The sequence below is a fragment of the Planotetraspora sp. GP83 genome (genome assembly GCF_041262585.1).
Taxonomy (GTDB): Bacteria; Actinomycetota; Actinomycetes; order Streptosporangiales; family Streptosporangiaceae; genus JAOEGB01.
The window spans coordinates 23,018-43,433 of sequence record NZ_JBGCBZ010000009.1 but is presented as its reverse complement, the minus strand read 5'-3'; the positions used below and the strand labels follow the sequence as shown (position 1 = coordinate 43,433).

20 protein-coding genes are annotated in these 20,416 nt (G+C 71.8%); 7 read left to right on the top strand and 13 right to left on the bottom strand.

From position 1 onward, the window contains the following. Window positions 1–103: 103 nt before the first annotated feature. The 7 genes from ABH927_RS14640 to ABH927_RS14610 form a co-directional block, all read right to left on the bottom strand. A complete protein-coding gene (locus tag ABH927_RS14640; protein ID WP_370021753.1) occupies window positions 104–292 on the bottom strand; it encodes a hypothetical protein in 189 nt (62 codons plus the stop codon). Beyond that, window positions 282–4,085, bottom strand: coding sequence for a phage minor head protein (locus ABH927_RS14635; protein WP_370021752.1), 3,804 nt, complete (start codon window positions 4,083–4,085; stop codon window positions 282–284). Before ABH927_RS14635 ends, ABH927_RS14640 begins: the two co-directional genes overlap by 11 nt. Further along, a complete protein-coding gene (locus ABH927_RS14630) occupies window positions 4,082–4,447 on the bottom strand; it encodes a hypothetical protein (protein ID WP_370021750.1) in 366 nt (121 codons plus the stop codon). Before ABH927_RS14630 ends, ABH927_RS14635 begins: the two co-directional genes overlap by 4 nt. Further along, window positions 4,444–6,183: a hypothetical protein gene (locus tag ABH927_RS14625; RefSeq protein WP_370021748.1), complete on the bottom strand. Its 1,740-nt coding sequence runs from the start codon at window positions 6,181–6,183 to the stop codon at window positions 4,444–4,446. The genes ABH927_RS14630 and ABH927_RS14625 overlap by 4 nt, the downstream gene beginning before the upstream one ends. An 8-nt stretch (window positions 6,184–6,191) precedes the next feature. Next, window positions 6,192–6,521, bottom strand: coding sequence for a DUF1360 domain-containing protein (locus tag ABH927_RS14620; RefSeq protein ID WP_370021747.1), 330 nt, complete (start codon window positions 6,519–6,521; stop codon window positions 6,192–6,194). A 267-nt stretch (window positions 6,522–6,788) separates the two neighbouring features. Continuing rightward, the gene (locus ABH927_RS14615) at window positions 6,789–7,631 is read right to left on the bottom strand and encodes a DUF1932 domain-containing protein (RefSeq protein WP_370021745.1); all 843 of its coding nucleotides are present in this window, start codon (window positions 7,629–7,631) and stop codon (window positions 6,789–6,791) included. Beyond that, window positions 7,628–8,866 (bottom strand): XRE family transcriptional regulator, encoded by a 1,239-nt coding sequence (locus ABH927_RS14610; RefSeq protein ID WP_370021743.1) that lies wholly within the window; start codon window positions 8,864–8,866, stop codon window positions 7,628–7,630. Before ABH927_RS14610 ends, ABH927_RS14615 begins: the two co-directional genes overlap by 4 nt. Window positions 8,867–9,393: 527 nt before the next feature. On the opposite strand from ABH927_RS14610, the gene ABH927_RS14605 reads away from it, so the two are divergent. The 6 genes from ABH927_RS14605 to ABH927_RS14580 all read left to right on the top strand — a co-directional run bounded on the left by ABH927_RS14605 (window position 9,394) and on the right by ABH927_RS14580 (window position 13,634). After that, window positions 9,394–9,621: a DUF397 domain-containing protein gene (locus ABH927_RS14605; protein ID WP_370021741.1), complete on the top strand. Its 228-nt coding sequence runs from the start codon at window positions 9,394–9,396 to the stop codon at window positions 9,619–9,621. Between the two features lie 55 nt (window positions 9,622–9,676). Continuing rightward, a complete protein-coding gene (locus tag ABH927_RS14600) occupies window positions 9,677–10,183 on the top strand; it encodes an ATP-binding protein (RefSeq protein WP_370021740.1) in 507 nt (168 codons plus the stop codon). A gap of 266 nt (window positions 10,184–10,449) precedes the next feature. Beyond that, the gene (locus tag ABH927_RS14595; protein WP_370021738.1) at window positions 10,450–10,827 is read left to right on the top strand and encodes a hypothetical protein; all 378 of its coding nucleotides are present in this window, start codon (window positions 10,450–10,452) and stop codon (window positions 10,825–10,827) included. After that, entirely contained in the window at window positions 10,824–12,230 is a 1,407-nt protein-coding gene (locus ABH927_RS14590) for a cytochrome P450 (protein WP_370021737.1), read from the top strand. Before ABH927_RS14595 ends, ABH927_RS14590 begins: the two co-directional genes overlap by 4 nt. Before the next feature lie 53 nt (window positions 12,231–12,283). Further along, window positions 12,284–13,327 (top strand): cytochrome P450, encoded by a 1,044-nt coding sequence (locus ABH927_RS14585; protein ID WP_370022116.1) that lies wholly within the window; start codon window positions 12,284–12,286, stop codon window positions 13,325–13,327. Window positions 13,328–13,400: 73 nt separating this feature from the next. Next, on the top strand, window positions 13,401–13,634 hold the full coding sequence (locus ABH927_RS14580) for a helix-turn-helix domain-containing protein (protein WP_370021735.1): 234 nt from the start codon (window positions 13,401–13,403) through the stop codon (window positions 13,632–13,634). 90 nt (window positions 13,635–13,724) lie between these two features. Here ABH927_RS14580 and ABH927_RS14575 read toward each other — a convergent pair whose 3' ends face one another. Further along, the gene (locus ABH927_RS14575; protein ID WP_370021733.1) at window positions 13,725–14,759 is read right to left on the bottom strand and encodes a hypothetical protein; all 1,035 of its coding nucleotides are present in this window, start codon (window positions 14,757–14,759) and stop codon (window positions 13,725–13,727) included. Between the two features lie 176 nt (window positions 14,760–14,935). On the opposite strand from ABH927_RS14575, the gene ABH927_RS14570 reads away from it, so the two are divergent. Then, on the top strand, window positions 14,936–15,964 hold the full coding sequence (locus ABH927_RS14570) for a phosphotransferase (protein WP_370021731.1): 1,029 nt from the start codon (window positions 14,936–14,938) through the stop codon (window positions 15,962–15,964). Here the strand turns inward: ABH927_RS14570 and ABH927_RS14565 are convergent. Genes ABH927_RS14565 through ABH927_RS14545 form a run of 5 tightly spaced genes read right to left on the bottom strand, consistent with a single transcriptional unit; the run spans window position 15,961 to window position 20,414 of the window. After that, a complete protein-coding gene (locus ABH927_RS14565) occupies window positions 15,961–17,007 on the bottom strand; it encodes a glycosyltransferase (RefSeq protein ID WP_370021729.1) in 1,047 nt (348 codons plus the stop codon). The genes ABH927_RS14570 and ABH927_RS14565 overlap by 4 nt on opposite strands. Then, the gene (locus ABH927_RS14560; protein WP_370021727.1) at window positions 17,004–17,879 is read right to left on the bottom strand and encodes a PIG-L deacetylase family protein; all 876 of its coding nucleotides are present in this window, start codon (window positions 17,877–17,879) and stop codon (window positions 17,004–17,006) included. Before ABH927_RS14560 ends, ABH927_RS14565 begins: the two co-directional genes overlap by 4 nt. 11 nt (window positions 17,880–17,890) lie before the next feature. Further along, window positions 17,891–18,637: a glycosyltransferase gene (locus ABH927_RS14555; protein ID WP_370021725.1), complete on the bottom strand. Its 747-nt coding sequence runs from the start codon at window positions 18,635–18,637 to the stop codon at window positions 17,891–17,893. Between the two features lie 14 nt (window positions 18,638–18,651). After that, window positions 18,652–19,518, bottom strand: coding sequence for a phosphotransferase family protein (locus ABH927_RS14550; protein ID WP_370021723.1), 867 nt, complete (start codon window positions 19,516–19,518; stop codon window positions 18,652–18,654). Continuing rightward, window positions 19,515–20,414: a glycosyltransferase gene (locus tag ABH927_RS14545; RefSeq protein ID WP_370021721.1), complete on the bottom strand. Its 900-nt coding sequence runs from the start codon at window positions 20,412–20,414 to the stop codon at window positions 19,515–19,517. Before ABH927_RS14545 ends, ABH927_RS14550 begins: the two co-directional genes overlap by 4 nt. Window positions 20,415–20,416: the final 2 nt, after the last annotated feature.

The following is a 20,416-nucleotide window of genomic DNA, read 5'->3' as shown; positions in this document are numbered from 1 at the left end:
GAGAGCCCGGCCCACAACCAGCGGCGATGCTCCGAATGCTAGCGCAAGCGACGCGCCGAGCACCCTGGTCAAATGCCCGGGTGCCCAGCGCGTCCCCACCCGGTCAGGCGGTCGCCGTCTCCTGCGCGGCCTGCTGCGCGTCCGCCTGGCCGCCCTTGGGCCGCACCTCCGACCCCGGGTAGCGCTTGGCCACCGCCTTCGCGGTCGGCTCGCTGGTCGAGGTGTAGACGACCTTCTCGTGCTGCACCACCTCGTACTGCGTGCGGTTCCTCTCCTGGCACTTACACGGCATGACCGGTTCCCTCCTTGATTTGGGCGGACATGGACGCGGCGATCTCCGCCCGGGCCGGGGCCACCTGCTGCTGCAGGCGGGCGATCTCCGCGCGGGCGGCGGCCCGCTGCTGTTCGCGCACTTCCATCGCTGTCAGCAGGTCGTCGACCAGGGTGGTGTCCGTCACCAGCGCCGCCGCCAACGCCCGCAGATCACCGCCCGCCACGACCGGAGCCGCCACAGCGGGCGGCTGGGCCGCTGCGGCGGACGCCGCCAGCGCGACGTTCGCTCGGTGCGCCACCGCTGAGGCGGCCAGCGGCGACGAATGCCCCGGCACTGGCACCGACAGCACCGCGCGCAGCTGCCACCGCCCGTCGCGGCCCTGCCGCATGTGGTAGGACGGCTGGCACGCCGTGAACACCCGCCGGTCCCACTCGGCCAGCCATGGCGCGGCAGCCCCGGAGAACCACATGCCCCGGCTGTTCATGCCGACCGTGACGATCCCGGCGACGGTGCGGGTGTCGTCCCACTGGCACGCGGCGTTCTCGCACTCGGCGCCGTCGCGGGTGTGCGGCACATTCATCGTGAACGCCCCCACCCTCGCGAACGTCCCGTCGTTCAGCGGGAACTTCGCCCGCAGGAAGTGCGTCAGGTCGATGTCCCCCAGCGACTCGATCGTCAACTTGCGGTTCGGGTAGCCCGCGTGCGGCTCACCCGCCTGCGCCACCCACCCGAAGATCCGGCCGTTGCGGTAGTGCACCCCGCCCGACCCGGGGGGCAACTCCTCCTCGGTGGGCTCACGAAACCACCCGGCCGGCATCGGCGGCATGTCCTGCATCGCGGTCCACGCCGACGCCTCCAGCTCAGCCATCGCCGCCTCCACCTCCTCCTCGTTGTCGCCGTCCCACGGCGGGCTCATGGGCTCGCCGAATTTCTCACCTATCCGCTCATATAGGCGGGACACCGACCGGCGGACCTGCTCTTGGTCGTCCTCGGGGATGTCCACCCCGCCCCGGGCCCCCTGCAGGGCACCAGCCGCCGCGACCACCCCATTCGGGATGATCTCCAGGCGGTCCTGCCCGCCGCTGCTGACGACGTCGGCCATGCCGAGCTTGTACGCCCCCAGCGTGGCGGGGTCGGCGTCTGGGTCCCGGTAGAGGAACGCCCGCGCGAGCTGTTCGGCGTCCACCGACCCGTCCTCGGCGGTCGCCCAGTCCAGCACCCGCGACCCTGCCTTGTCGCCGTCCCAGCCGGCGTCACGGTCCTCGTGGATCGGCAACTCCAGGTCGCCGCACGCCGCCGCAGACACCTCCCCCTCGGGCAGGGTGGCGGCGCCGACGTACAGGCCGAGCGCGATCCGCACCAGCTTCCCCGCCTTGACGGCCTTGCCGAGGTAGTCGCGGGCGGTCGACACGCTCATGCCGAGATGGTCGGCGACCTGCGCGGCGGTGACGGGGTTCGGGCTGGAGGCGACGAACGCCACGACCTCGCTCATCCGCGGGCCCGCCTTCACCCCCTCCTCGCCGCCGCCGCTGTCGGAGGCGGCGACATCGTCGGCGGGGTCGAGGACGATCCGCGCCCGGTCGAACGCCGGCATCGTGACCAGCGTCGCGCCCCTGACCCGGCCGCGGGTGATCCGCATCAGGAAGTCCCCGGACGACTCGGTGAACAGCACCTGGCCCCGCTCGGGGTCGTCGGCGTCGCCGGCGGCGGCGGTCATCACGCCCGGCCCCTGCGCGAGAGCGCGCAGCGCGGCCACCGGCACAGCACCGTCGGGGAGGGTGGTCCACTGCACCGCCCGCCGCGTGCGCACGGGGCCCCCGGAGGCGGCGATCTCATCGGCGGAGGTGACCGACACCAGCCACGACCCGCCGGGCAGAGGCAGAGCGGACGCGGCGGCGTACGACGCCATCAGCACGACCTCCCCGTCGCCTTCGCCGTGGCTGCGGTCGATGAACTCGATATCGACGTCATCCAGATCGACCGACACGCCTAGGGGCGCGCCCTGCTCAAGCAGGCGGACCGCCTCCTGCCCGGACGGTTGCGACGTGTACAGCACCCCGGCGCCGGGGATGCGGTCCCCGTCCCGGCTGAGCTGGTCGATCGCGCCGGCGAGCTCCGCCCCTTCGTGGCCGCCGAGCATCTCGTCGGCGTACTGCAGCGGCCACGGCCCTGACTCCCAGTACAGGGAGTTCGGTGCGAAGATCCTGCCGTCGCCCGTCTCCTGGTTCTCGAAGGCCAACCCCGTGTCGTCCGGGGTGGACCAGCGGCGCGGCGGCGCGGCCACCGAGGCGTTGTCCGGCATGGCGTTGTCTCCGTCCTGTTCTGGGCCGAGAGGGATGTCGGTCACCTCACCGGCGAACGAGATCCGCAGCCGGTCGAACACGATCGGGCCGGCCCGGTCCGCCAACCGGGCGACTTGGGCCAGGTCGTCGGTGTAGGTGAGCGTTACGTGCGGGATCCACGGCGTGTGCTGGTCCGGCAGGTCGAAAACGTCCGACACGATGTCCGACGCCGATCGGTGCATGTCGGTCAGGCCCAGCCCGCCGACGCCGAGCACGATGCAGGTGTCACGGTCGTCGTGGTGCGGGTTGAACGCGCTGATCGCGAACCCCTCCGCGTCCAGCGGCTGCAGCCCGTCGGGCTGGTCCATGTGGCCGGGCATGCCCGACCGCAACGAGTCGATGATCGCCGCCCGGGTGGGCGCGTCAATGGCGTCGGCTTCGCCGAGGAACAGCAGCGTGCAGTGCAGTTCCTCCGGGGGAAGGCCGCCGTCGACGGCGAGCCGTTCCAGGTCAGCGGCGGACGGCACCAGCGAGACCATGCTGCCGGTGTAGGGGCCGCCCGTGGCGGCGGTCAGATCTGGTCGGGTGTGGGCGTCACGCACGATTCCCTGCTCCTCGAAGTAGTCGACGACGCGCCGGATTTGGGCGTCGTCGAGGTACTGGCGGCCTTCGTCAGGTGGCGGGTCCGGCTCGTACCCGAACGTGACCGTGCAGCGGCAGTTCACGAGGTTGGCGGGGGAGGCGATCGGGTCGCCGGGGTGCATCAGCGGCTCACCGTCGACCAGGAACGGCGCGGCGACCAGGACCGTCTGCCCGTCCGCCGCCCAGTGGTCGGGGCGGGTGCGGGTGTCCATCGTCGCGAGCCACGTCTTGTAGGTGGGCCGCACCTCGGGCGGCATGGCGTTCACGCCGTCCAGGGCCGCCCGGTTCCACGCGGCGGCGGTTTCTGTGCGGGCGATCCGCTCCGCGCGGGTGTCACCCAACTCCACCCCATCCTCCGCAAACGTGCGTTGCAGCCGCTTGCGCAGTTGGTCGGCGCCTTCGCCGGCGGCCATACCGTCGGCCAGTGCACGGCGCGCCGCGTCCCACAGGGCGTCACCCACCCCGGACAGCCGGTTTTCCGCCTCCCGCATGTACTGCTGGGCGGCCTCAGGGACGGAGAACGAGTCGTCCAGCCACCGCGACACCAGGTCGTCACTCCCCGGCGGAGGCGGCACATCGAACCGGCGCAGCACCGCCTTGAACGCCGCTTCCCACACCGCGAGCAGCGCGGCCAGAATCCGCCGAAGCAGGCTCCGCCACAGCTCGGCGGGGCGGCGCAGGTCGGCGTCGTCGATGGGGTCGCCGCCCGCCGCCAGGGCCGCCGCGACCACCGTGAGAGGAAGCCCCGACGCTTCCAACGACCGGGCGAACTCTTCGGCGACCTCGTCCAGCACGCCGGCGACCGCGCGCTGCACCATGCGCTCGAGACCGGTCAGGGTGCGGTCGGCGGTGTCCCGCGCGACCTGACGTGGGTCCTTGCCGCTCATCCCGGCAGGCCCCGGTTTTCGGCGTATGGCGACCAGCCGCAACTCTCACATACCGCGTACCCGCCGATCACCGTCACCCCGGCGTCGGTGACGGCGCTGATCGTCGCCATGGACAGCGTCAGGGCGCGGCAGTGCGGGCACCACCCGTGCCGCAGGTCACCCAGCAGGGGCACCTGCTCGCCAGCGGTGGGCGGCCCGTCCGGGTCGTCGTGATCGCCGTAACCGGTGCGGTTGTTTTCCCGCACCCGCCACGCCACGACCTCATCGGCGGCGGTGCGGCCGTTGCAGTGCGAGCACCACCCGTGGACGGCGTGCGCCGCCCGGGAGTGCCCGATCGGCGCCTCAGCGCTGCCGGTCTTCATGCGGCCACCGCCAGGCAGGGGGCGCGCAGCACACCTGTGGTCTGCTCGTAGGTGTGGTCCACCCCGGCCGCGATCAGCTCACGGCAGTAGGAGTCCAACGCCCGGGTGAGGCATTCGGGGTCGACGCCGTACCGGACGGCGATCTCCGGCACTCTGGCCCACGCCCCGTCCAGCAGCCGCCACTGCTCCACGTGCGCCGAGTCCACGGACAGGAGGGTGTGCAGCGCGGCCGGCTGCATGGCCTTCGCCCGGCCTCGTTCCGATCGGGGACAGGCGGGGGTGCGGATCAGTTTCTCCCCGGCCGCCGACAGGGCCGCCCAAATCAGGCCGTCCACAGCGGCGACCAGCCCATCCCCGAACATGGGCGCTGCGGCGGCGGGCAGCGTGTCCGGCTCCTTCGTGGTTTCGTCCACCGGCAGGTCCGGGTCCCCCGGCGGGGCCGGGGCCGGGCCTGGCTGCTGGTCAGCGCGGTCCCGCTGCGTGTTCGGCGCCTCCGGGGAGGGAGCGTCGTCGTCCTCGAACCCCGTCTCCCGCCTGAGCGCGTCGTCGCTGATGGCGCCCCGGTCGTACACCTCGAGCGCGATCTCCGACCGGTTCTGCCGCACCCGCAGCGGGGAGGAGTCGTACCACACCAGCCACTCGCCGGCGTCGTCGACGCCTTCCTCCTCCAGCAGGGGCCGCAGCCACTGCGTGGTAAGGGCATGCGCCACGGTCGCGAGCTTCGGTTCGATGCCGAGGCGGATTGCCTCCTGCGACAGCTGCCACACGCCCCAGTGGTTGACGTCGCCCATCCCCAGCAGGATCTCCGCAGGGATTTCCAACCCCGTGGCGAAACGCCTGATCGCCTCTTCGCGAAGCTTGATCGCCAGCTCGTCGAACGGCGATTCGAACGTCAGCAGTTTCATGTCGCTGATCGTGTCGGCCGGGACCTCAAGGATGATCGGGACCGTCGCAGCGGCGCTCTCGGGGTCCTTGTACGCGGTCTCGGCGACGGTCATCAGCACTTCAAGCAGGTCGTCTTCCGCGTCGCCATCGGTTCGGGTCGTGGGGAACCGGGTGCCCTTCGGCACCAGCAGGATGCCCCGCCCCGTCAACCGGCTGCGTGCGATGGCGGCGACGGCTGCGTTCAGCAGCCGCAGCTCCTCCAGCAGCCCAAGGCTGGAACGCACCGGCGAGTCGGCCTCCATCTGCCGGCGGGGGTGCGGCTCCCACACGCGGATCGCGACCGGGGCGTCCGGATCGGGCTGCTCGGGGTCATAGCCGGGGATCGTCACCGGCTCACCGTCGATCTCCGCAATCAGCGCGCCGCCCTGCTGGGTGACCTCCGCCACCGACAGCACCCGCCAGTCAGCGCCGGCCCCAGCGTCTTCGGCGTCGGCCTCGTGTTCGGGGCGGATGACGATCCACCCTTCCCCGGCGACCACAAGGTGCGGCCCGAAGTCGCCGAGCAACTGCGACTGCCCGTCCGGGCCTCCGGCGATGGACGCGACGAGATGCGCGGCGCGGTGGTCCTCGGGGGCGCGGTCAATCATGCCTTCGCTGTTGCGGCGGCCCGCGAACAGCTTCGCCCCCGACATGGCGTTGCCGACCCACGTGGCGGCGAACCGCACCTCGGGCGTGGTGTCGAAGAACGCCCACGCCTGCTCCTGCCAGGACTGGTCGACCTGACGGACCCGCAGGCGGCGGGCGACGAACCGGGAGGCGGCGGCGGTGAGCTCCGGGGCGCGGGCCGTCACGGTCACCCCTAACCCATGGCGGAGTCGGCGCGGTTCAGCAGCACGGCCGCCCCGGCGGCCGCCAGCCACTCGATGCCGTGGAGCAGCAGCGGGGCGTCGCCCCAGCGCCCCGTGACCAGCAGGTACACGGCGAGGATTGCCCCGGAGATCCACCAGCCGGCGCAGTACGGGCATGAGATCAAAGTGACGGCGTTGTCGCGGAGCTTGGAGGTGGGACGGCGGTCGCGCCACCGCTGAACGGCGTCGCGGGCCGGGTCGAGGATCGTGTCATAAACGGCCAATTGCGTGGCCCGGTACCCGGCGAAGGCCAGCACGGCAAGCTCTACGAGCGTGATCAACAGGCTGCCCCCTCACCACACAATCTCCGCCTACGGCGCCGATCATAGGCCCGCAGGTGAAAATTCTTCGGCTAGAGGCGTCTTACACAGGAAGATTTACGGATGCCGGGGGATTGGTGGGTCACGACGACCTGGTGGAGGGCGCCCACGGGGCGCGGCCCGGGGCCACCGGCTGGCCCGGGGTCGGGGGGGCGATCAAGGCCCTGCTTAGCGGGCCTCCAGGTTGGACCTTTCCTGGAGGCCCCTCCGGTGCGGTGGGAAGGATGTTCAGCCGCGAGGTTGCTGATCATCGCGTAGATGATCCAGCACGGTGGTGTAGTCGAGGTCGAAGTTATCTTTGTCGGCGGCCCACCGGTTCAGCACGGCTTCCGCCGCCATGACCATGTCGTCGGGAAGTCGCGCGCCCCGCAGCGCTTCTGCCGCTTCGCGCATCTCTGGCGCCCACCGCCATGCGCGTGCGGCCACGCTGGGCAGGTAGTCCGGATCCGCCAGAGGTGAGCCGCCCATCCTGGTGGCCTCGGCCCGCAGCTCCCCTGCCAGGCCGTACTGCTCGGCCAGGGCGTAGGAAATCCCGGTGAGCGTCCTGGTGACCTTTTGGAAGGACGCGAAGGCCATCTTCAAGGCGGAGGCGCGGCCGGTTTGTTCGCCGAGGTCGACGACCTGTACCGCTGTCCCGGTGAAGAGGTGGGACACCGTTTTCACGTCCTCAGTGGGCCCGGCTAGATACAGCCGGGCTCCGGCGGCAGGGCCGGGCGGCGGGCCGATGATGCTGCCGTCGATGACGACGGCGGCGGTGAGCAGCGCGGCGATGCGTTGGAACCGTTGGGGGCTGATCGCGTTGGCCTCCACGTACACCCCGTCGAACCCCGTGCCGGCCACCTGCACAGCCAGGTCTTCGGCGGCGGCGGGAGGGCACACCGCGATGGCCACCTCAGCGACGGCGAGCGCCTCACCGAGGTCGTCCACCGGTTCGAGACCGGCCGCTTCGGCGCGGTGGGCGCTGGCGGCGCTTCGCCCTTCGGGGCACCACAGCAGCCGCGCCCCTGATCGGCGGGCTTGGGCGGCGATTGCGGCGCCCATCTGACCTGGGTGCAGGATGGCTACGTTCATTGCTGTCGCGCCTCCAACGCGGGTGCGACCCGGGTGGCGGTGAACACCTGGATCTCCTCGCGGAGACTGAGCGCCACCGGCGCGTCCCGGTATGCCGCGCGTTCTAATTGGCCGCTGAGCTGGCGCAGGCGGCGGGTGACACTGTCGGTTCGCCGTCGGCTTCCGGTACTCAGCACGGATTGCACGGCCTCCGCGGCCCCTTCGATTTCGCCGAGGGCGAGCCGCGCCGCTGCGAGGTCGAGCATCGCCAGGCACTGTTCGCCGGTGCGTCGCCGGTCGGGCGGAGTCGCCTCGTACCAGCCCACAGCGGCGGCAGCTAGGCGCTCTGCTTGCCGGAAGCGTTGGTCGCCGCCGAGCCAGAGGTGGCAGGTGGCTGCGTAGAACGACTGTTTTGCGTGGGGGAAGACCAGCATGCCGCCGATTTCGTCGTCTCCGGTGACGGCTTCGCGGGCGTGATCGGCGCGTCGAAGCGCGTCTTCCGCAGCAGAAGCATCTCTGAGGCGGGCGTGGGCGCGGGCCTCAAGTGCCGCGAGCCGAACTTGCGGGGTGCCGGACTCTGGCGTGTAGTCCCAGGCTGAGCGGGCCAGAGCCACGGCGTCGGAGGGCCGGTCGTCCCAGTAGGCGATCAGGCTTTGTGTGCCTCTGGTCCAGCTCCGTAGCCAGTTGTTGTCAGCCAGGTCTGCGCACAGCCACGCGGTGCGGGCTTGGGTTTCCGCTTCGGCGAGGTAGCCGAGGTCGAAGCTGGCGTTGGCCAGGATGCCGCACAAGACGCCCGTGATGAGATACAGGTCGCGTGTCTGGTCGGGGTGCTGGCGGCCTTCGATGAGCTCGAAAGCGCGGTTACGCAGGTGCAGGACTTCCGCGAAGGTCGGGCCCACGGGCCGGTTGGGGTAGAGGGTGACGATGCGCTGGATATCGGAGCGGAACTGGTCCAGCGTGTGCGGGCCGACGTTGGTCTGTTCAGCTCGCTGAATCCAGTCCGCGGAGTCACGTGCGGCTGCCATCACGAGATCCCGGCCGATGAGCTGCTGGTTGCCGTCTGCGGTGTCATTTGATCTTTCATCCCCGATTGGTGCCAGTGTCCGTGCTTCGGGCAGCACGGCGAGCTGCGGTGAGTAGTCATTCCCGAACCCGAGCTGTACCGGGCCGGTGGAAAACAGACGGCAGAGCAGGTCTTGGTAGTCGCGATCAGGGATCGCGGTCGCTTCCCATTCGCGCCATGAGCGGGCGACCAAGCCGCGAGGCCCTAACCCGAGGTCCTGGCATAGGTCGTGCACTCGGCGGACGGCCTCATCGACCGTCCACCCAGCGGCGAGTCGGAAGGCTTTAATCGGCCGATGGCCACAGCAGTCCTGGATTTCCGTGGCGACCTGGTGGATCGTGACGGGGTTGAGCGGGCCCGGCTGTGTGCCTACGTGTTTGAGGCGGATGCGCTGGGCGCAACGCGGATCGTGCCCCCCTGCCTTTGGTCGTCCTCCCACTGCCGTCCTCCTGGTCACAGCAGCCATGGTGGTACCGCCACCGTACGCCGTCCTTCAGGCAGTGTCCCGCCTACATCGGCCGACCCGGCAGTGCGGATGTTCCTCCAGCTTTGCGCCGTTCCCGTGCGGTCCAGCGGAGGACGATCTTCCTCTTGCGGTGTTACGGCCTCCGCTACTGGGTGGGGGTTCCTCACTACCTCACAAGCGTCACGGAAGTCATCTTTGACTCTCACACATCGCAGGGAGCGGCAGCGTCCCGCGCCGCCAAGGAAGGACCCGATATGACCACCCTCTGGAGCAAGCCGGTTTCCGGTGATCTCACCGGCGTCACATGGCGGAAAAGCACCCGAAGCGCCAACAACTGCGCCTGCGTCGAGGTCGCCGTCCTGCCCGACGGCCGGGTGGGTGTGCGGGACAGCACGAACCCTGACGGCCCGGCGCTCGTGTTCGACTCCCCCGAGTGGGCCGCCTTCCTCGCCGGCGCAAAGGGTGGCGAGTTCGACCTCTGAGCGCGAACTCCGACCAGCCAATCCAGACCTTCACCTGCCGATAGGGGAACCAGCGATGAGTGGCAGGCACGCTGCGACCACCGCCCCGCGCAACCTCGTCACGCGCCGGACACGACACCTGCAAGGCACTTCCAGGCTGGTGGCGTGGTGCCTGCCCCGCGACAGCGCCGTCCACCGCGCCCGCACGCTGCTCCGCAACGAGCTGGCGCTGGCCCCCCTGCGAATCTCGGGTGACCTGGTCGCCGAGGCGGAGCTGGTCGTCGATGAGCTGGCATCCAACGCGGTACGACACGCACAAGGCCCCTACGAGCTGAGGATCCTCTACGAGCACGGCGTGCCCGTGCAGGCCGAAGTCGCCGACGCGGGCACCGGCGCCGCCCTGGTCGACCAGTTGTTGGACCGCCCGCTCATCATCCCCGACAACATCGAGGACCTGGAGCTGGGCGGGCGCGGCCTCCCTATGGTGGCAGCCCTGACAGGCGGCATATGCGGCGCGCGTAACGTCCTGCTGTGCGGCACCGGACGCGCCGGCACTGGTGTGTGGTTCCGCCTGCCCACCTGAGCCCGTCCCCGCGCCCGCGGCGTTGCCGCCCGGCGCCCCGACCACCCCCCAGCATGGGCGCGTGGCCGGGCCGCTGCCCCCTTGACCACCCCCGGCTGGCAGAAACACCCCTCCCGCTACCGCGCCAACCCGGTCGGCGGGTCTGCCAGCACCCCACCCCCCGGGGCCTCGGGCGGACGCGCCGCCACAGCACCATTCGTCGATCACGCTGTGGCGGGAACCCGCTCGTGGCCCCGGGGTCCTCGCCTCCACACGGAGACCAGCCCATGCCGACCGAGACCGAAGCGGAACAGTCCATCAAGCACCTGGACAACCTCGCCGCGGAGCTGGGGCGCCGCCACTTTTCCGCACGGGTGGTCGCGCTTCACGGCCGCGCGCCACAGCTCAGGGTCATCAACTTGGCGGCTCCTGTCCTCGCGGAGAACATCCTCGCCGTCCCAGCCAGCGACGGCACTTGGGCCTTCTCTTTCCCCTGGCCACACCGCATCGCCGCCGCCGCCGACGTCTTCACCGCCGCGGACCGGATCGAACGCGTCCTCGCCGAGGTCGGCCGGCCGTCGCCGAAGGTGCCGTATGCCCACGCCGGCCCCGCACCTGCCCTTGCTGAGCCCCCCATGACATCTGCTGGGAGCTACCTTCCATGACCAGCCCCTCCGACAAGCCGCCCACGCGCTGCCCGATGGGCGGCGAACCGCTGTTCAGCGAGTCCTACCACGCTGATCCCGCCTCGGTCTTCCGCCGGCTACGTGACACCTACGGGTCGGTCGCGCCCGTGCAGCTCGCGCCGGGGGTGCCCGCCTTCCTCATCCTGGACTACGAGACGATGTTGGCAATCTCCCGCGACCCGGCCACGTGGTCCCACGATTCCCGGCTGTGGGCGGAATGGAACCAGGGCCGCATCCCGGATGACTCCGAGCTGCTGCCGATGATGATGTACCGCCCCAACTTGCTGTTCGCCGACGGAGCCGAGCACGCCCGTCTCCGCCGGGCGGTCGACGACAGCCTGCGCCTCATCGACCCGCGGGCCCTGGACGTTCAAATCCGCGCCGTCGCCCACAACGTCATCGACAGCTTCGTCTCCCGCGGCGCGGCTGATCTCGTGGCCGAGTACGCCACACAGGTCCCGCTGCGCGTCTTCAACCATCTCCTCGGTCTCGACGAGCGCGGCGGGCAACGGCTCGTGGACGTGCTACGCCGCATCTGGGACGGCAGCGACGCCGCCCGCGCAGGAGCCGACCTCGAAAGCTTCATGGGCAACCTCGTGGCCGCCAGGCGCCGCCACCCCAGCCCAGACATCACCAGCGCGCTGATCGCGCACCACGCCAGCATGAACGACGAGGAACTCATCCACCACCTCGTCATCCTCATCGGCGCGGGCAACGCCCCAACAGCGGACCTCATCGGCAACGCCCTGCGGGTGCTGCTCACCGACCGTGAAACCGGCAGCGCCGTGGCCGGGGCCCGCATCAGCATCCACGACGCCATTCACCAAGTGCTGTGGTTCGACACCCCGATGCAGACCTACCCCTTCGTCTACCCCCGGCGTGACGTGCGGGTCGGCGCCGTGACCATCCCCCGCGGGTCCGCCGTCGGAATGGGCCTGGCCGCGGCCAACCTTTCCGTGGTCGAACGGCAGGACCTGCTTCCGTCCAACCGCGCCCACGTGTCGTTCGGCGTCGGCCCGCACCGCTGCCCCGCCAGCGACCTCGCGGTGCAGATCGCCTCGACTGCCATCGCGGCCGCGCTGCACAGGCTGCCCCAGCTTCACCTGGACGTCCCGCCCGCTGACCTCGCGTGGCGGCCATCGCTGTTCGCCCGCGCCCTCACCGCGCTCCCCGTCCGATTCACCCCCACCGACGCCGACCTTTGGTACGAACACGAGCGTCGACGTCAGCCCTCACCGCAGGAAGGCCCCCCATGGCACAACGGCCCCGCTTCGTCCTCGACGCCCGCAGCGGCGACCTCCACGAACAGGCGGCGCAGCTCCGCGCGCAAGGCCCGGTCGCCCTGGTGGAGCTTCCTGGACAGGTCGAGGCGTACGCCATAACCCAGCACCGCACTCTGGAGCAGGTGCTGGGCGACCCGCGCTTCGCCAAGAGCATGCGCCACTGGCGCGCGTGGGCCGAGGGCCGCATCCCCGGCAACTGGGAGCTGATCTCCTGGGTCGCCGTGGACAACATGCTGACCGCAGACGGCTCCGACCACACCCGGCTACGCACCCTGCTGTCCCAGGCGTTCACCGCCCGCCGCGTCCAGGAACTGGCCGGGCGGATCACTGACATCACCAACGGCCTGCTCGATCGCATGCAGGACCTCGACGGTCGCGACGTCGACCTGAAGCGCCACCTGGCGCTGCCGTTGCCGCTGACCGTGATCAGCGACCTGTTCGGCATGCCCGAGCCCGGAAGGGACCGGCTGGAACGGCTGTGCGCGGCGGTGTTCGACCAGACCATCACCCCAGAGGAGGCGGAAGACAATCACCAGGCGCTGTACGAGGCGCTTAAATCGCTGGTCGAGGACAAGCGCGCCCGTCCCGGCGACGACATGACCACCGCGTTGATCGACGCCCGCGACGGAGACGATCAGCTGACCGAAACGGAGCTGATCTGGACGCTGGTCCTGATGATCGGAGCCGGATACGAAACCACGATGAACCTCATCGTGAACGCGGCACGAGCCCTGCTGACCCACCCCGAGCAGCTCGCCCTCGTCACCAGCGGCCCGGCCACCTGGGACGCGGCAGTGGAGGAGACGCTCCGCTGGGACCCGAGCATCGCCAACCTGCCCTTCCGCTACACCCTCGAAGACGTCGTGATGGAGGGCGTGGTCATCCCCGCCGGGTCGGCGGTGCTGATGTGCTACGCGGCCGCCGGCCGCGACCCCGACCAGCACGGCCCCGACGCCGCACACTTCAACGTCACCCGGGAGCGCAAGCGGCACCTGGCGTTCAGCCACGGCCCGCACTTCTGCCTCGGCGCGCCGCTGGCCCGGCTGGAAGCCCGGATCGCGCTGAGCATGCTCTTCGAGCGGTTCCCCGACCTCACCCTCGCGGTGGGTGTCCAGCAGCTAACGCCGCTGACCTCCATCGTCGGCAACGGCCTGACGTCCCTGCCCGTCAACTACACCGCCCACCACGATGCCTGACGCGCACGCCTGGCCGGCCGGCCAGGCGGAGGGCGGCGGTGCCCCGGATCGGCTGGGTGAACAGGACGCTCCCATGAATACGCTCGACGTCAAGTTCCTCACCGTGGCGGAGGTCGCCACCGTGATGCGGGTCTCCAAGATGACCGTGTACCGGCTCGTCCGCTCCGGCGAGCTTCCCCATCTCCGCGTGGGGCGTGTGTATCGCGTGCCCGAGCAGGAGGTCATCGACTACCTCTCAAGGCGAACCAGGGGTGCGCGGGATCGGCCCGCGCCCGGTGGAGGCGAGAATCACGCTCCGCCGTCGTGACACCCGAACTCGCAGCGGCGACAGGAATGGGCGTACGACAGCCCCCGCCCCGCCGCAGGGCGGGGGGCAGGCGGGGCCCGCCCAGGGCGGCTAGGCCAGCGGTTCGCCGAGCGCGGTCAGCAGCGGTGCGACCCGGCCGGTGTGCGCCCACCGCACCATGCGCGCCCGCGCGCACAGGCTGCCCAGCACGTCCTGCGCGTCCGCCCGGACCTGGGCGGGGTTGCGCCGCACGTAGGGCAGCCGCAGCGGGGGGACCATCGGGGAAACCTCCCAGTCGGTGGTCAGCAGCCGCTGCAGATCAGCGGCGGTGCAGCCCTCGTCGACCGGGCCGGCCTCCACCCCGAGGTCGGGTTGCGCCACCACCACCCGCACGCGGCCCAGCCCGAACCGCACCATCAGCGGGTGCGGCTGCCCGAATGAGGTGAACGTGTAGTGGACGCGGGCGCGCAGCAACCTGCGCACCTCCGCCGGCCACCCCCGGTACGGTTCGACGTCGACGCCGCGCCCGTCCCACGGCGGCGGCAGCACGTCCTCCATGCCCAGGTAGGTGCCGATGCCCACGGGGATCGTCGTCGGCAGGCCCGTCGCCACCAGCCCGCCGCCCTCATCCTCATGGCGGTACAGGATGAGGTGGTCGTCGGCGATGTAGTCGAACCCGTGCCGCACCACCGCGTCCAGGGCGAGCGTCGTCTTGCCCGTGCCCGCCGGCCCGGCGAATACCAGCAGCAGATCGCGGCGCCGCACGGCGGCCGCGCGCACCACGACGTGGCGGCGGGTTTCGCAGTGTGCCAGCATCACCTCCCGCACCGCCTGCCGCAAGGCCCGCTGCAGCGTGGCGGGGCGGCGGGCGGCGATGTCCAGCACCCGCTCCCGGACGTCGGCCCGGTACCCGGCGCCGCCCGGGTCGCGGCGCATCCCCGGGGAGGGCTCGGCCAAGCGGCCGCGCACCAGCCACCACGGCAGCCCGGTGTCGGCGTGCGAGTAGAAGTCGCCCAGGTGCGCGAGCACGGGCGGGTAGTCGGTCTGCACGGCGACCCGCACCGGCCCCACCCCGTACAGGGCGTCACGGGTCGGGGCGCGGTGCAGAGGCGCGGGGGTGGTGCAGGCGGTCCGGGGGATCACCATGTCCTCCAGCTATAAGGCGGGTTGCTTCGGGCCGGTTCCTTGCCGCCGATCAGTCAATGCCCGCGGCCCGCCAGGTGCGGCGGGGTTGCGTGTTGGACGGTGTTGTACGCGGGTCAAATCCCCGGCTCCTGCAATGACGGGGACAGCACCGGGCGGGGTGGCCTACCCTCCATCGGGTGACCGAGCTGACCACGCACCCACACGACACAGGGTTCGACCTGACGCGCGTCCTGGTGGAGTTCCGGACCGGGCCCGCCCACCGGGTGGAGTTCCTGCCGGACGGCATGATGAACCGCAACTGGCGGATCGACACCCCCGACGGAGTGTTCGCCCTCAAACAAATTATCGACGTCACGCCCGCCAAGGCGCGGCGCAGCCTGCACGTCCTGGGCGCCCTGGCCGCGGCGCAGGCGCCGGTGTGCCCGCCCCGCCAAACCCGGGACGGGGATGTGGTGGCGGAGGTCGACGGCCGCGCCTTCTGCCTGCTGCCGTGGGCGCACGGCGAGCACCGGGAGGGCACCGACCTCACCCCCGGCCAGGCCGCCCACCTCGGCGCGGTGCTGGCGCACCTGCACATCCACCTTGCCGGCGCGGGCCTGCCCGAGCCGGAACGCCCCGCGGCGCAGGTCACCGACCCGCAGGCGGCGACCGGGGAGGCTGACCGGTTCCTGCAGGTGATCGACGCCCTGCCCGAGCCGGCCACCTTCGACGTGGACACCCGGCAGCTGCTGCTGCAGCGCAAGCACCTCATCGCCGAGCACGCCCACCACCGCCCCACCACAACAGAACCGGCCGGGCCGGTCGGGTGGACGCACGGCGACGTCCAACCCCTCAACCTCCTGTGGCGAGACGGCACAGTGACGGCGATCTTGGATTGGGACCGGCTCGCCCCCCGCCCGCTGGCCGAAGAGGTCACCCGCACCGGGCAGGTGCAGTTCACCACTTCGGACGGGCGGATGGACCTGCGCCTCGTCGCGGCGTTCACCACCGGGTACCGGCACGTGATGCCGCTCGCCGATGAGGACCTGGCCGACGCGGTGACCCGCCTGTGGTGGAAGCGGGCCACCGACCTGTGGCAGCTGCAGTGGCACTACGACAAGAACGACACCGGCCCCGACCGGCTGTGGCAGGTCGGGGAGCGGCTGCTGCACTGGTGGACCGGTCACCGCAACCAGGTGACCGCCGCCTTCACCGGGCAGGTCTAGGGCAGGACCCCGGCGGCGGCCAGCTCCGGCAGGCACAGCCGGGTCATCGGCACGGCCCGCCGCCACGCCCCCTCACCGGCCACCGCCAGCGCCTGCCGGTCCAGCCCCTCGATCAGGGCGGCCCACGCGTCCAGGTCGTCAGGCGGGGCGAGCATGCCCGGGTCGGCGACCGCCTCCGGGATGCCGCCCCGCGTCGACCCGATCGTGGGGCGCCCCGCCAAAGCGGCCTCCACGATCACCCTCGGGTAGGCGTCCTCGCACGTGGACGGCACCAGCAGCAGCCGGTGCATGCGATACAGGGGGGCCATGTCGTAGGTGCGGGGCACCCACACCACGTTCGGGTGCCGGGCGAAGTCCGCCGAGGTGTCCCACCAGCCTTCCACCAGCGTGAAACGGCGGTGCGGCAGCGCCTCGGCCAGCCTGTGCACCAGCCCGGAGCCCTTGGCGGGGACCGGATTGACCATCAGCAGATCCCCACCGGCATGGGGTTCGTGGTGGCAGCTGCCGGGGCCGCGGAACGGCGGGTAGAACACCACGGCCGCCTGCTCGGGCGGGGTGCGGGACAGCACGAACCTGCTGGTGGCCAGCGCCACATGGGGGCGCCCCCCAAGGACGTGCATGCCCGTCTTGGACACCGAGTGCAGCCACCCGGCGACCTTCACCCCCCGCCCCCGGGCGGCGGCGGCCAGCTCGGCCGACCCCTCCTGGGAGGTGACCACCAGGTCCGGCCGGTCCACGGTGAGGACGGTCTCGAGCTCCGCCTCCACCCGGTCACGCGGCACGGCCCGCACCTGCACCCCCCGCGAGGTGTAGGCCAGCGACCCGCCGTGCTGGCTGTGGGGCACCCCAGCCTTCGCGAGGTGGTCGAGCATGCTCGGCAGCTCGCTCACCTGCGCCCACGGGGGTTCGTGCGACGCCACGTAGATGACCCGCCACCCGGCGGCGGCGAACTCCTCCGCGAGCAGCTGCTGCGACACCTCCGCCCCGCCGATCAGGAACGGCGGGGGGATGCGCCGCCACACGAACACCACCGTCCCGCTCATGCGGTCACCTGCCGGTAGAACCGTTCCCCGTAGAGGGCGGGGCGGGCGCCGGCCGCCACCGTGTAGGCGTACCGGATCGGCCGGTACATGGCGTGCAGCGGCTGCAGCTGGGAGGCGTGCACGTACAGCAGGGTCAGCTTGTCCAACACGCTGGCCGTGATGTCGGCCACCTGCCCGGCCAGGGCGCCGCCGACGCGTTGGGTGAACAGGTGCCGGTCGTCGGCCGACAGCGCGTAAGTGGCCCAGAACGCGACGTCTTCCCAGAACCAGGTGCAGCCCAGCCGGCGGGCCGCCTCGTGCACCAGCAGGTGGTCGGGGTGGCGGGTGACCCCCGCGGGGGCCAGCAGTTCCGCCCCGGCCCCGATCTCGTCCAGCACCCGCGCCAGGTTGGTCGTGACCTGGTCCAGCACGTGCCGGTCGTACGGCCCGTACGGGGGGCGGGCGTCCCGGTACCCCAGCAGCAGGCGGCCCGCCTGGAGGGGGCGCAACGCCTGACGGCCTTCCTCCGCGCGCAGCGCAGACACCCCTGCCTCCCCCGGGTGGGCGGCCGCCGCGGTGGGGTGCGCGGTGGTGGAGCGGGTGAACACGGTGACGACCGTCAGCGGGCGCGGGCTGGTGAGCAGCGTTCCGCTTGCGGACAGGGCAAGGTCGTCGTGGTGGGGCTCGATCGCCACGACGGGCCGCCCTGCGGGGCGGCGGCGTTCGATGAGGTAGGGGCGGGACTCGTGCGGCGCCAGCAGCTGGATCACGTCGGGGTCGCCGGCGGCGCGGCGGGCGGCCAGCTGCTGCTGGTGCGCGCGGTGGGCGGCCACCAGGTCGTTGGGGAAGGTGTAGACACCGGCCGTGTCCGGCACCGGAAGCGTCACAGGCATGGGGGCTCCCGTCACCGGATGGTCGAGTCGTACCAGTGCCGCCAGAAGCGGGGGCTGGTGCGGGCCAGGTTCGCGGTGATCGGGTTGCACCACCACCAGATGCGCCACGACGGCCACCGCTCGAACCGGCGGTTGGACGGCCGCACCCGCAGGTGGGTGAGGTGCACCACCGGGTGCTGGCGGGCCGCGCCCAGGCGGGTGAGGCGGGCGAAGAACTCCACGTCCTCGCTCATGAACATGTCCTCGCGGTAGCCGCGCACCGTGTCGAACGCTTCCCGGGTGGCGAACTGGCACACCCCCTGCGCGCCGCCGAAGTGCCGCCGGTACAGGGCCCAGGCGGCTACCAGCAGCCGGGTGCCCGCCCGGCTGGGCTCGTACTCGGGGGGGATGGCCCCGCCGACGCACGGGCCGGCGCACCGGCCGGGGCGGAGGGTGTCGGCGATGTCCCGCACTCCGCTCAGCGGGAACTCGACGTCCGCGTCGACGAACACCAGGTACTCGCCGTGGGCGGCGCGGGCGCCGGTGTTGCGGGCGCGGCCGATCCCGCGCTGCGGTTCGTGCACCACCCTTGCGCCCAGCTGTTCAGCCACCTGCGGGGTGGTGTCGGTGCTGGCGTTGTCCACCACGATCACCTCCCCCACCTGTCCGGTGGCTTCCTCCCACAGCCGCAGGGACGCCAGCACAGTGGGCAGGTAGCGGGGCAGGTAGTCGGCCTCGTTGAACGCCGGGACGATCACGGAGATGGTCGGGTCGATCACCGGGTGCTCCCTTCTCATGTCAGGTAGTCGGACAGGGCGGCGCGCAGCCGTGCCTCCCACAGGGCGGTGTCGACGCCCTCGGCGAAGGCCGCCCACCGCCAGCCGCGCAGCGCGTGAACCACCACAAGGTGGCCCAGCAGCTCCATGTCCAGCGGCAGGCCGTAGGCGTCCAGCACCAGCTCCTGCTGGTCGGGGCTGAGCGCGTCGGCGGTGACGAGCGTCTGGGCGGCGTCCCACTCCGGTGGGGCCAGCGCGGACAACTCGAAGTCGATCAGCTGCGGCCGCCCGCCGGGCGGCTGCAGCACGTTGTGCGGGTGCAGGTCGCCGTGGCACCACACCACCGGCGCGTGCCGGGTGAGGGCGACCGCCCCCTCCAGCGCCCGCCGCAGCTGTGCGGGGGCGCCGGCGGGGAGGTGGGCGCGCAGGTCCTCGGCCATGGCCTCGACCCCGGCGGGGCCGAGCATCGGCCCCGGGGGTGGCGGCTGGTGGGCGTGGAACGCCGCGAGCAGCCTGCCCAGGCGGGCCAGCACCTGCGGCCGGGTGCAATGCCCGGCCGCCTCCAGGCCGGCCAGGGTGTCCGGGCCGGCGTCGGTGACGGCCACCGCAGCGGCGTCCCACCCGGGTACCGGCCCGGCGGCCACCACCCACGGCACGCCGAACCCCGTGGCGCCGGCCAGGGCGGTCAGCGCCAGGCGCTCCTTGTGGGCTTTCCACGCGGCCCGCCCGACCCACGCCTTCACGACCAGGGGGGCGGCCCGGCCGGGGATGGTGACGCGGCACACGGTGGCGGTGGGGGAGTCCCGAAGCAGGTGCACGGCGGTGGGGGCGGCGCCGAGCAGGCCCCGGCAGGCGGCCTCCACCGCCCGGGCGGGGCCGCTCACCGCCGCCCCCGCGCCGACCAGCGCGGCACCGGGATGCTGTGGTCGCCCAGCCGCAGCAGGGTCCGCGCGGTTGCCTTGGCGTGGGCGCGCCACAACCGCACCCCCTCCGTGCCGGGGCAGGTGGGGTGCCAGGGTTTGCGGCTGCCGACGTAGTGCAGCAGCCCGGCCCGCGTGTCGAGCGGTGCCCTGGTGGTGTAGCGGCGCACCCAGTTGCTGCGCTCAAGGAACCGGCCCAGCTCGTAGGAGTTGAACCGGGGCTCGACCGTGGCGATCGGGGTTCCGGTCTGCAACGCCCACAGGTTCAGCGCGTCCTGGTCGTTGTGGTAGATGTACCGGCCGCCGTCGGCGAGCGCGGTGACGACGCCGTCGCGGACCGCGTGGAGCAGGCGGGTGGGGGCCCACCACATGCCGCCGTTGAAGTACGGCCGCCCCGCCAGGTCTGGGCGGTCCTCCGCCAGGCCGGGCAGTGCGTGGCCGCGCCCCACGGCGGGGTTGAACTCGTCGACGACCAGGCCAAGCCTGCCGCTCAGGGTGTGCAGGGGCGGGGTGATGTCGTCCACGGGCAGGGTGTCGGCGTCCACGTAGATCAAATACGGGCGGCCGACGAACTGTTCGGTGAAGGCGAACCGCAGGTAGGCGGTGACGCTGATGTAGTCGTCGTCGGGCATCAGCGCCCCCGCCATTGGGGAAGCCCAGGCCAGGTCGAACGACCCGAACCCCGCCCGCGCGCACACCTGCGCCAGCAGGTGGCCGTGCTGCCGGGACAGGTCCAGCGTGAGCACGCGGATAGCCGCCCGGCGGCGCTGGCCGGGGGAGAGGGTCCCAGCCAGCGACTCGACCGCCACCAGTCCCGGCAGCAGGTACGCCTCGTCCAGGCACAGCCCGAACGCCAGCATCG

What these genes read in the sequence shown, in the direction of transcription:
- ABH927_RS14640 (WP_370021753.1), bottom strand. Translation starts at nt 292, where the DNA reads ATGCCGTGTAAGTGCCAGGAGAGGAACCGCACGCAGTACGAGGTGGTG.
- ABH927_RS14635 (WP_370021752.1), bottom strand. Translation starts at nt 4,085, where the DNA reads ATGAGCGGCAAGGACCCACGTCAGGTCGCGCGGGACACCGCCGACCGC.
- ABH927_RS14630 (WP_370021750.1), bottom strand. Translation starts at nt 4,447, where the DNA reads ATGAAGACCGGCAGCGCTGAGGCGCCGATCGGGCACTCCCGGGCGGCG.
- ABH927_RS14615 (WP_370021745.1), bottom strand. Translation starts at nt 7,631, where the DNA reads ATGAACGTAGCCATCCTGCACCCAGGTCAGATGGGCGCCGCAATCGCC.
- ABH927_RS14605 (WP_370021741.1), top strand. Translation starts at nt 9,394, where the DNA reads ATGACCACCCTCTGGAGCAAGCCGGTTTCCGGTGATCTCACCGGCGTC.
- ABH927_RS14600 (WP_370021740.1), top strand. Translation starts at nt 9,677, where the DNA reads ATGAGTGGCAGGCACGCTGCGACCACCGCCCCGCGCAACCTCGTCACG.
- ABH927_RS14595 (WP_370021738.1), top strand. Translation starts at nt 10,450, where the DNA reads ATGCCGACCGAGACCGAAGCGGAACAGTCCATCAAGCACCTGGACAAC.
- ABH927_RS14590 (WP_370021737.1), top strand. Translation starts at nt 10,824, where the DNA reads ATGACCAGCCCCTCCGACAAGCCGCCCACGCGCTGCCCGATGGGCGGC.
- ABH927_RS14585 (WP_370022116.1), top strand. Translation starts at nt 12,284, where the DNA reads ATGCGCCACTGGCGCGCGTGGGCCGAGGGCCGCATCCCCGGCAACTGG.
- ABH927_RS14580 (WP_370021735.1), top strand. Translation starts at nt 13,401, where the DNA reads ATGAATACGCTCGACGTCAAGTTCCTCACCGTGGCGGAGGTCGCCACC.
- ABH927_RS14575 (WP_370021733.1), bottom strand. Translation starts at nt 14,759, where the DNA reads ATGGTGATCCCCCGGACCGCCTGCACCACCCCCGCGCCTCTGCACCGC.
- ABH927_RS14565 (WP_370021729.1), bottom strand. Translation starts at nt 17,007, where the DNA reads ATGAGCGGGACGGTGGTGTTCGTGTGGCGGCGCATCCCCCCGCCGTTC.
- ABH927_RS14560 (WP_370021727.1), bottom strand. Translation starts at nt 17,879, where the DNA reads ATGCCTGTGACGCTTCCGGTGCCGGACACGGCCGGTGTCTACACCTTC.
- ABH927_RS14545 (WP_370021721.1), bottom strand. Translation starts at nt 20,414, where the DNA reads ATGCTGGCGTTCGGGCTGTGCCTGGACGAGGCGTACCTGCTGCCGGGA.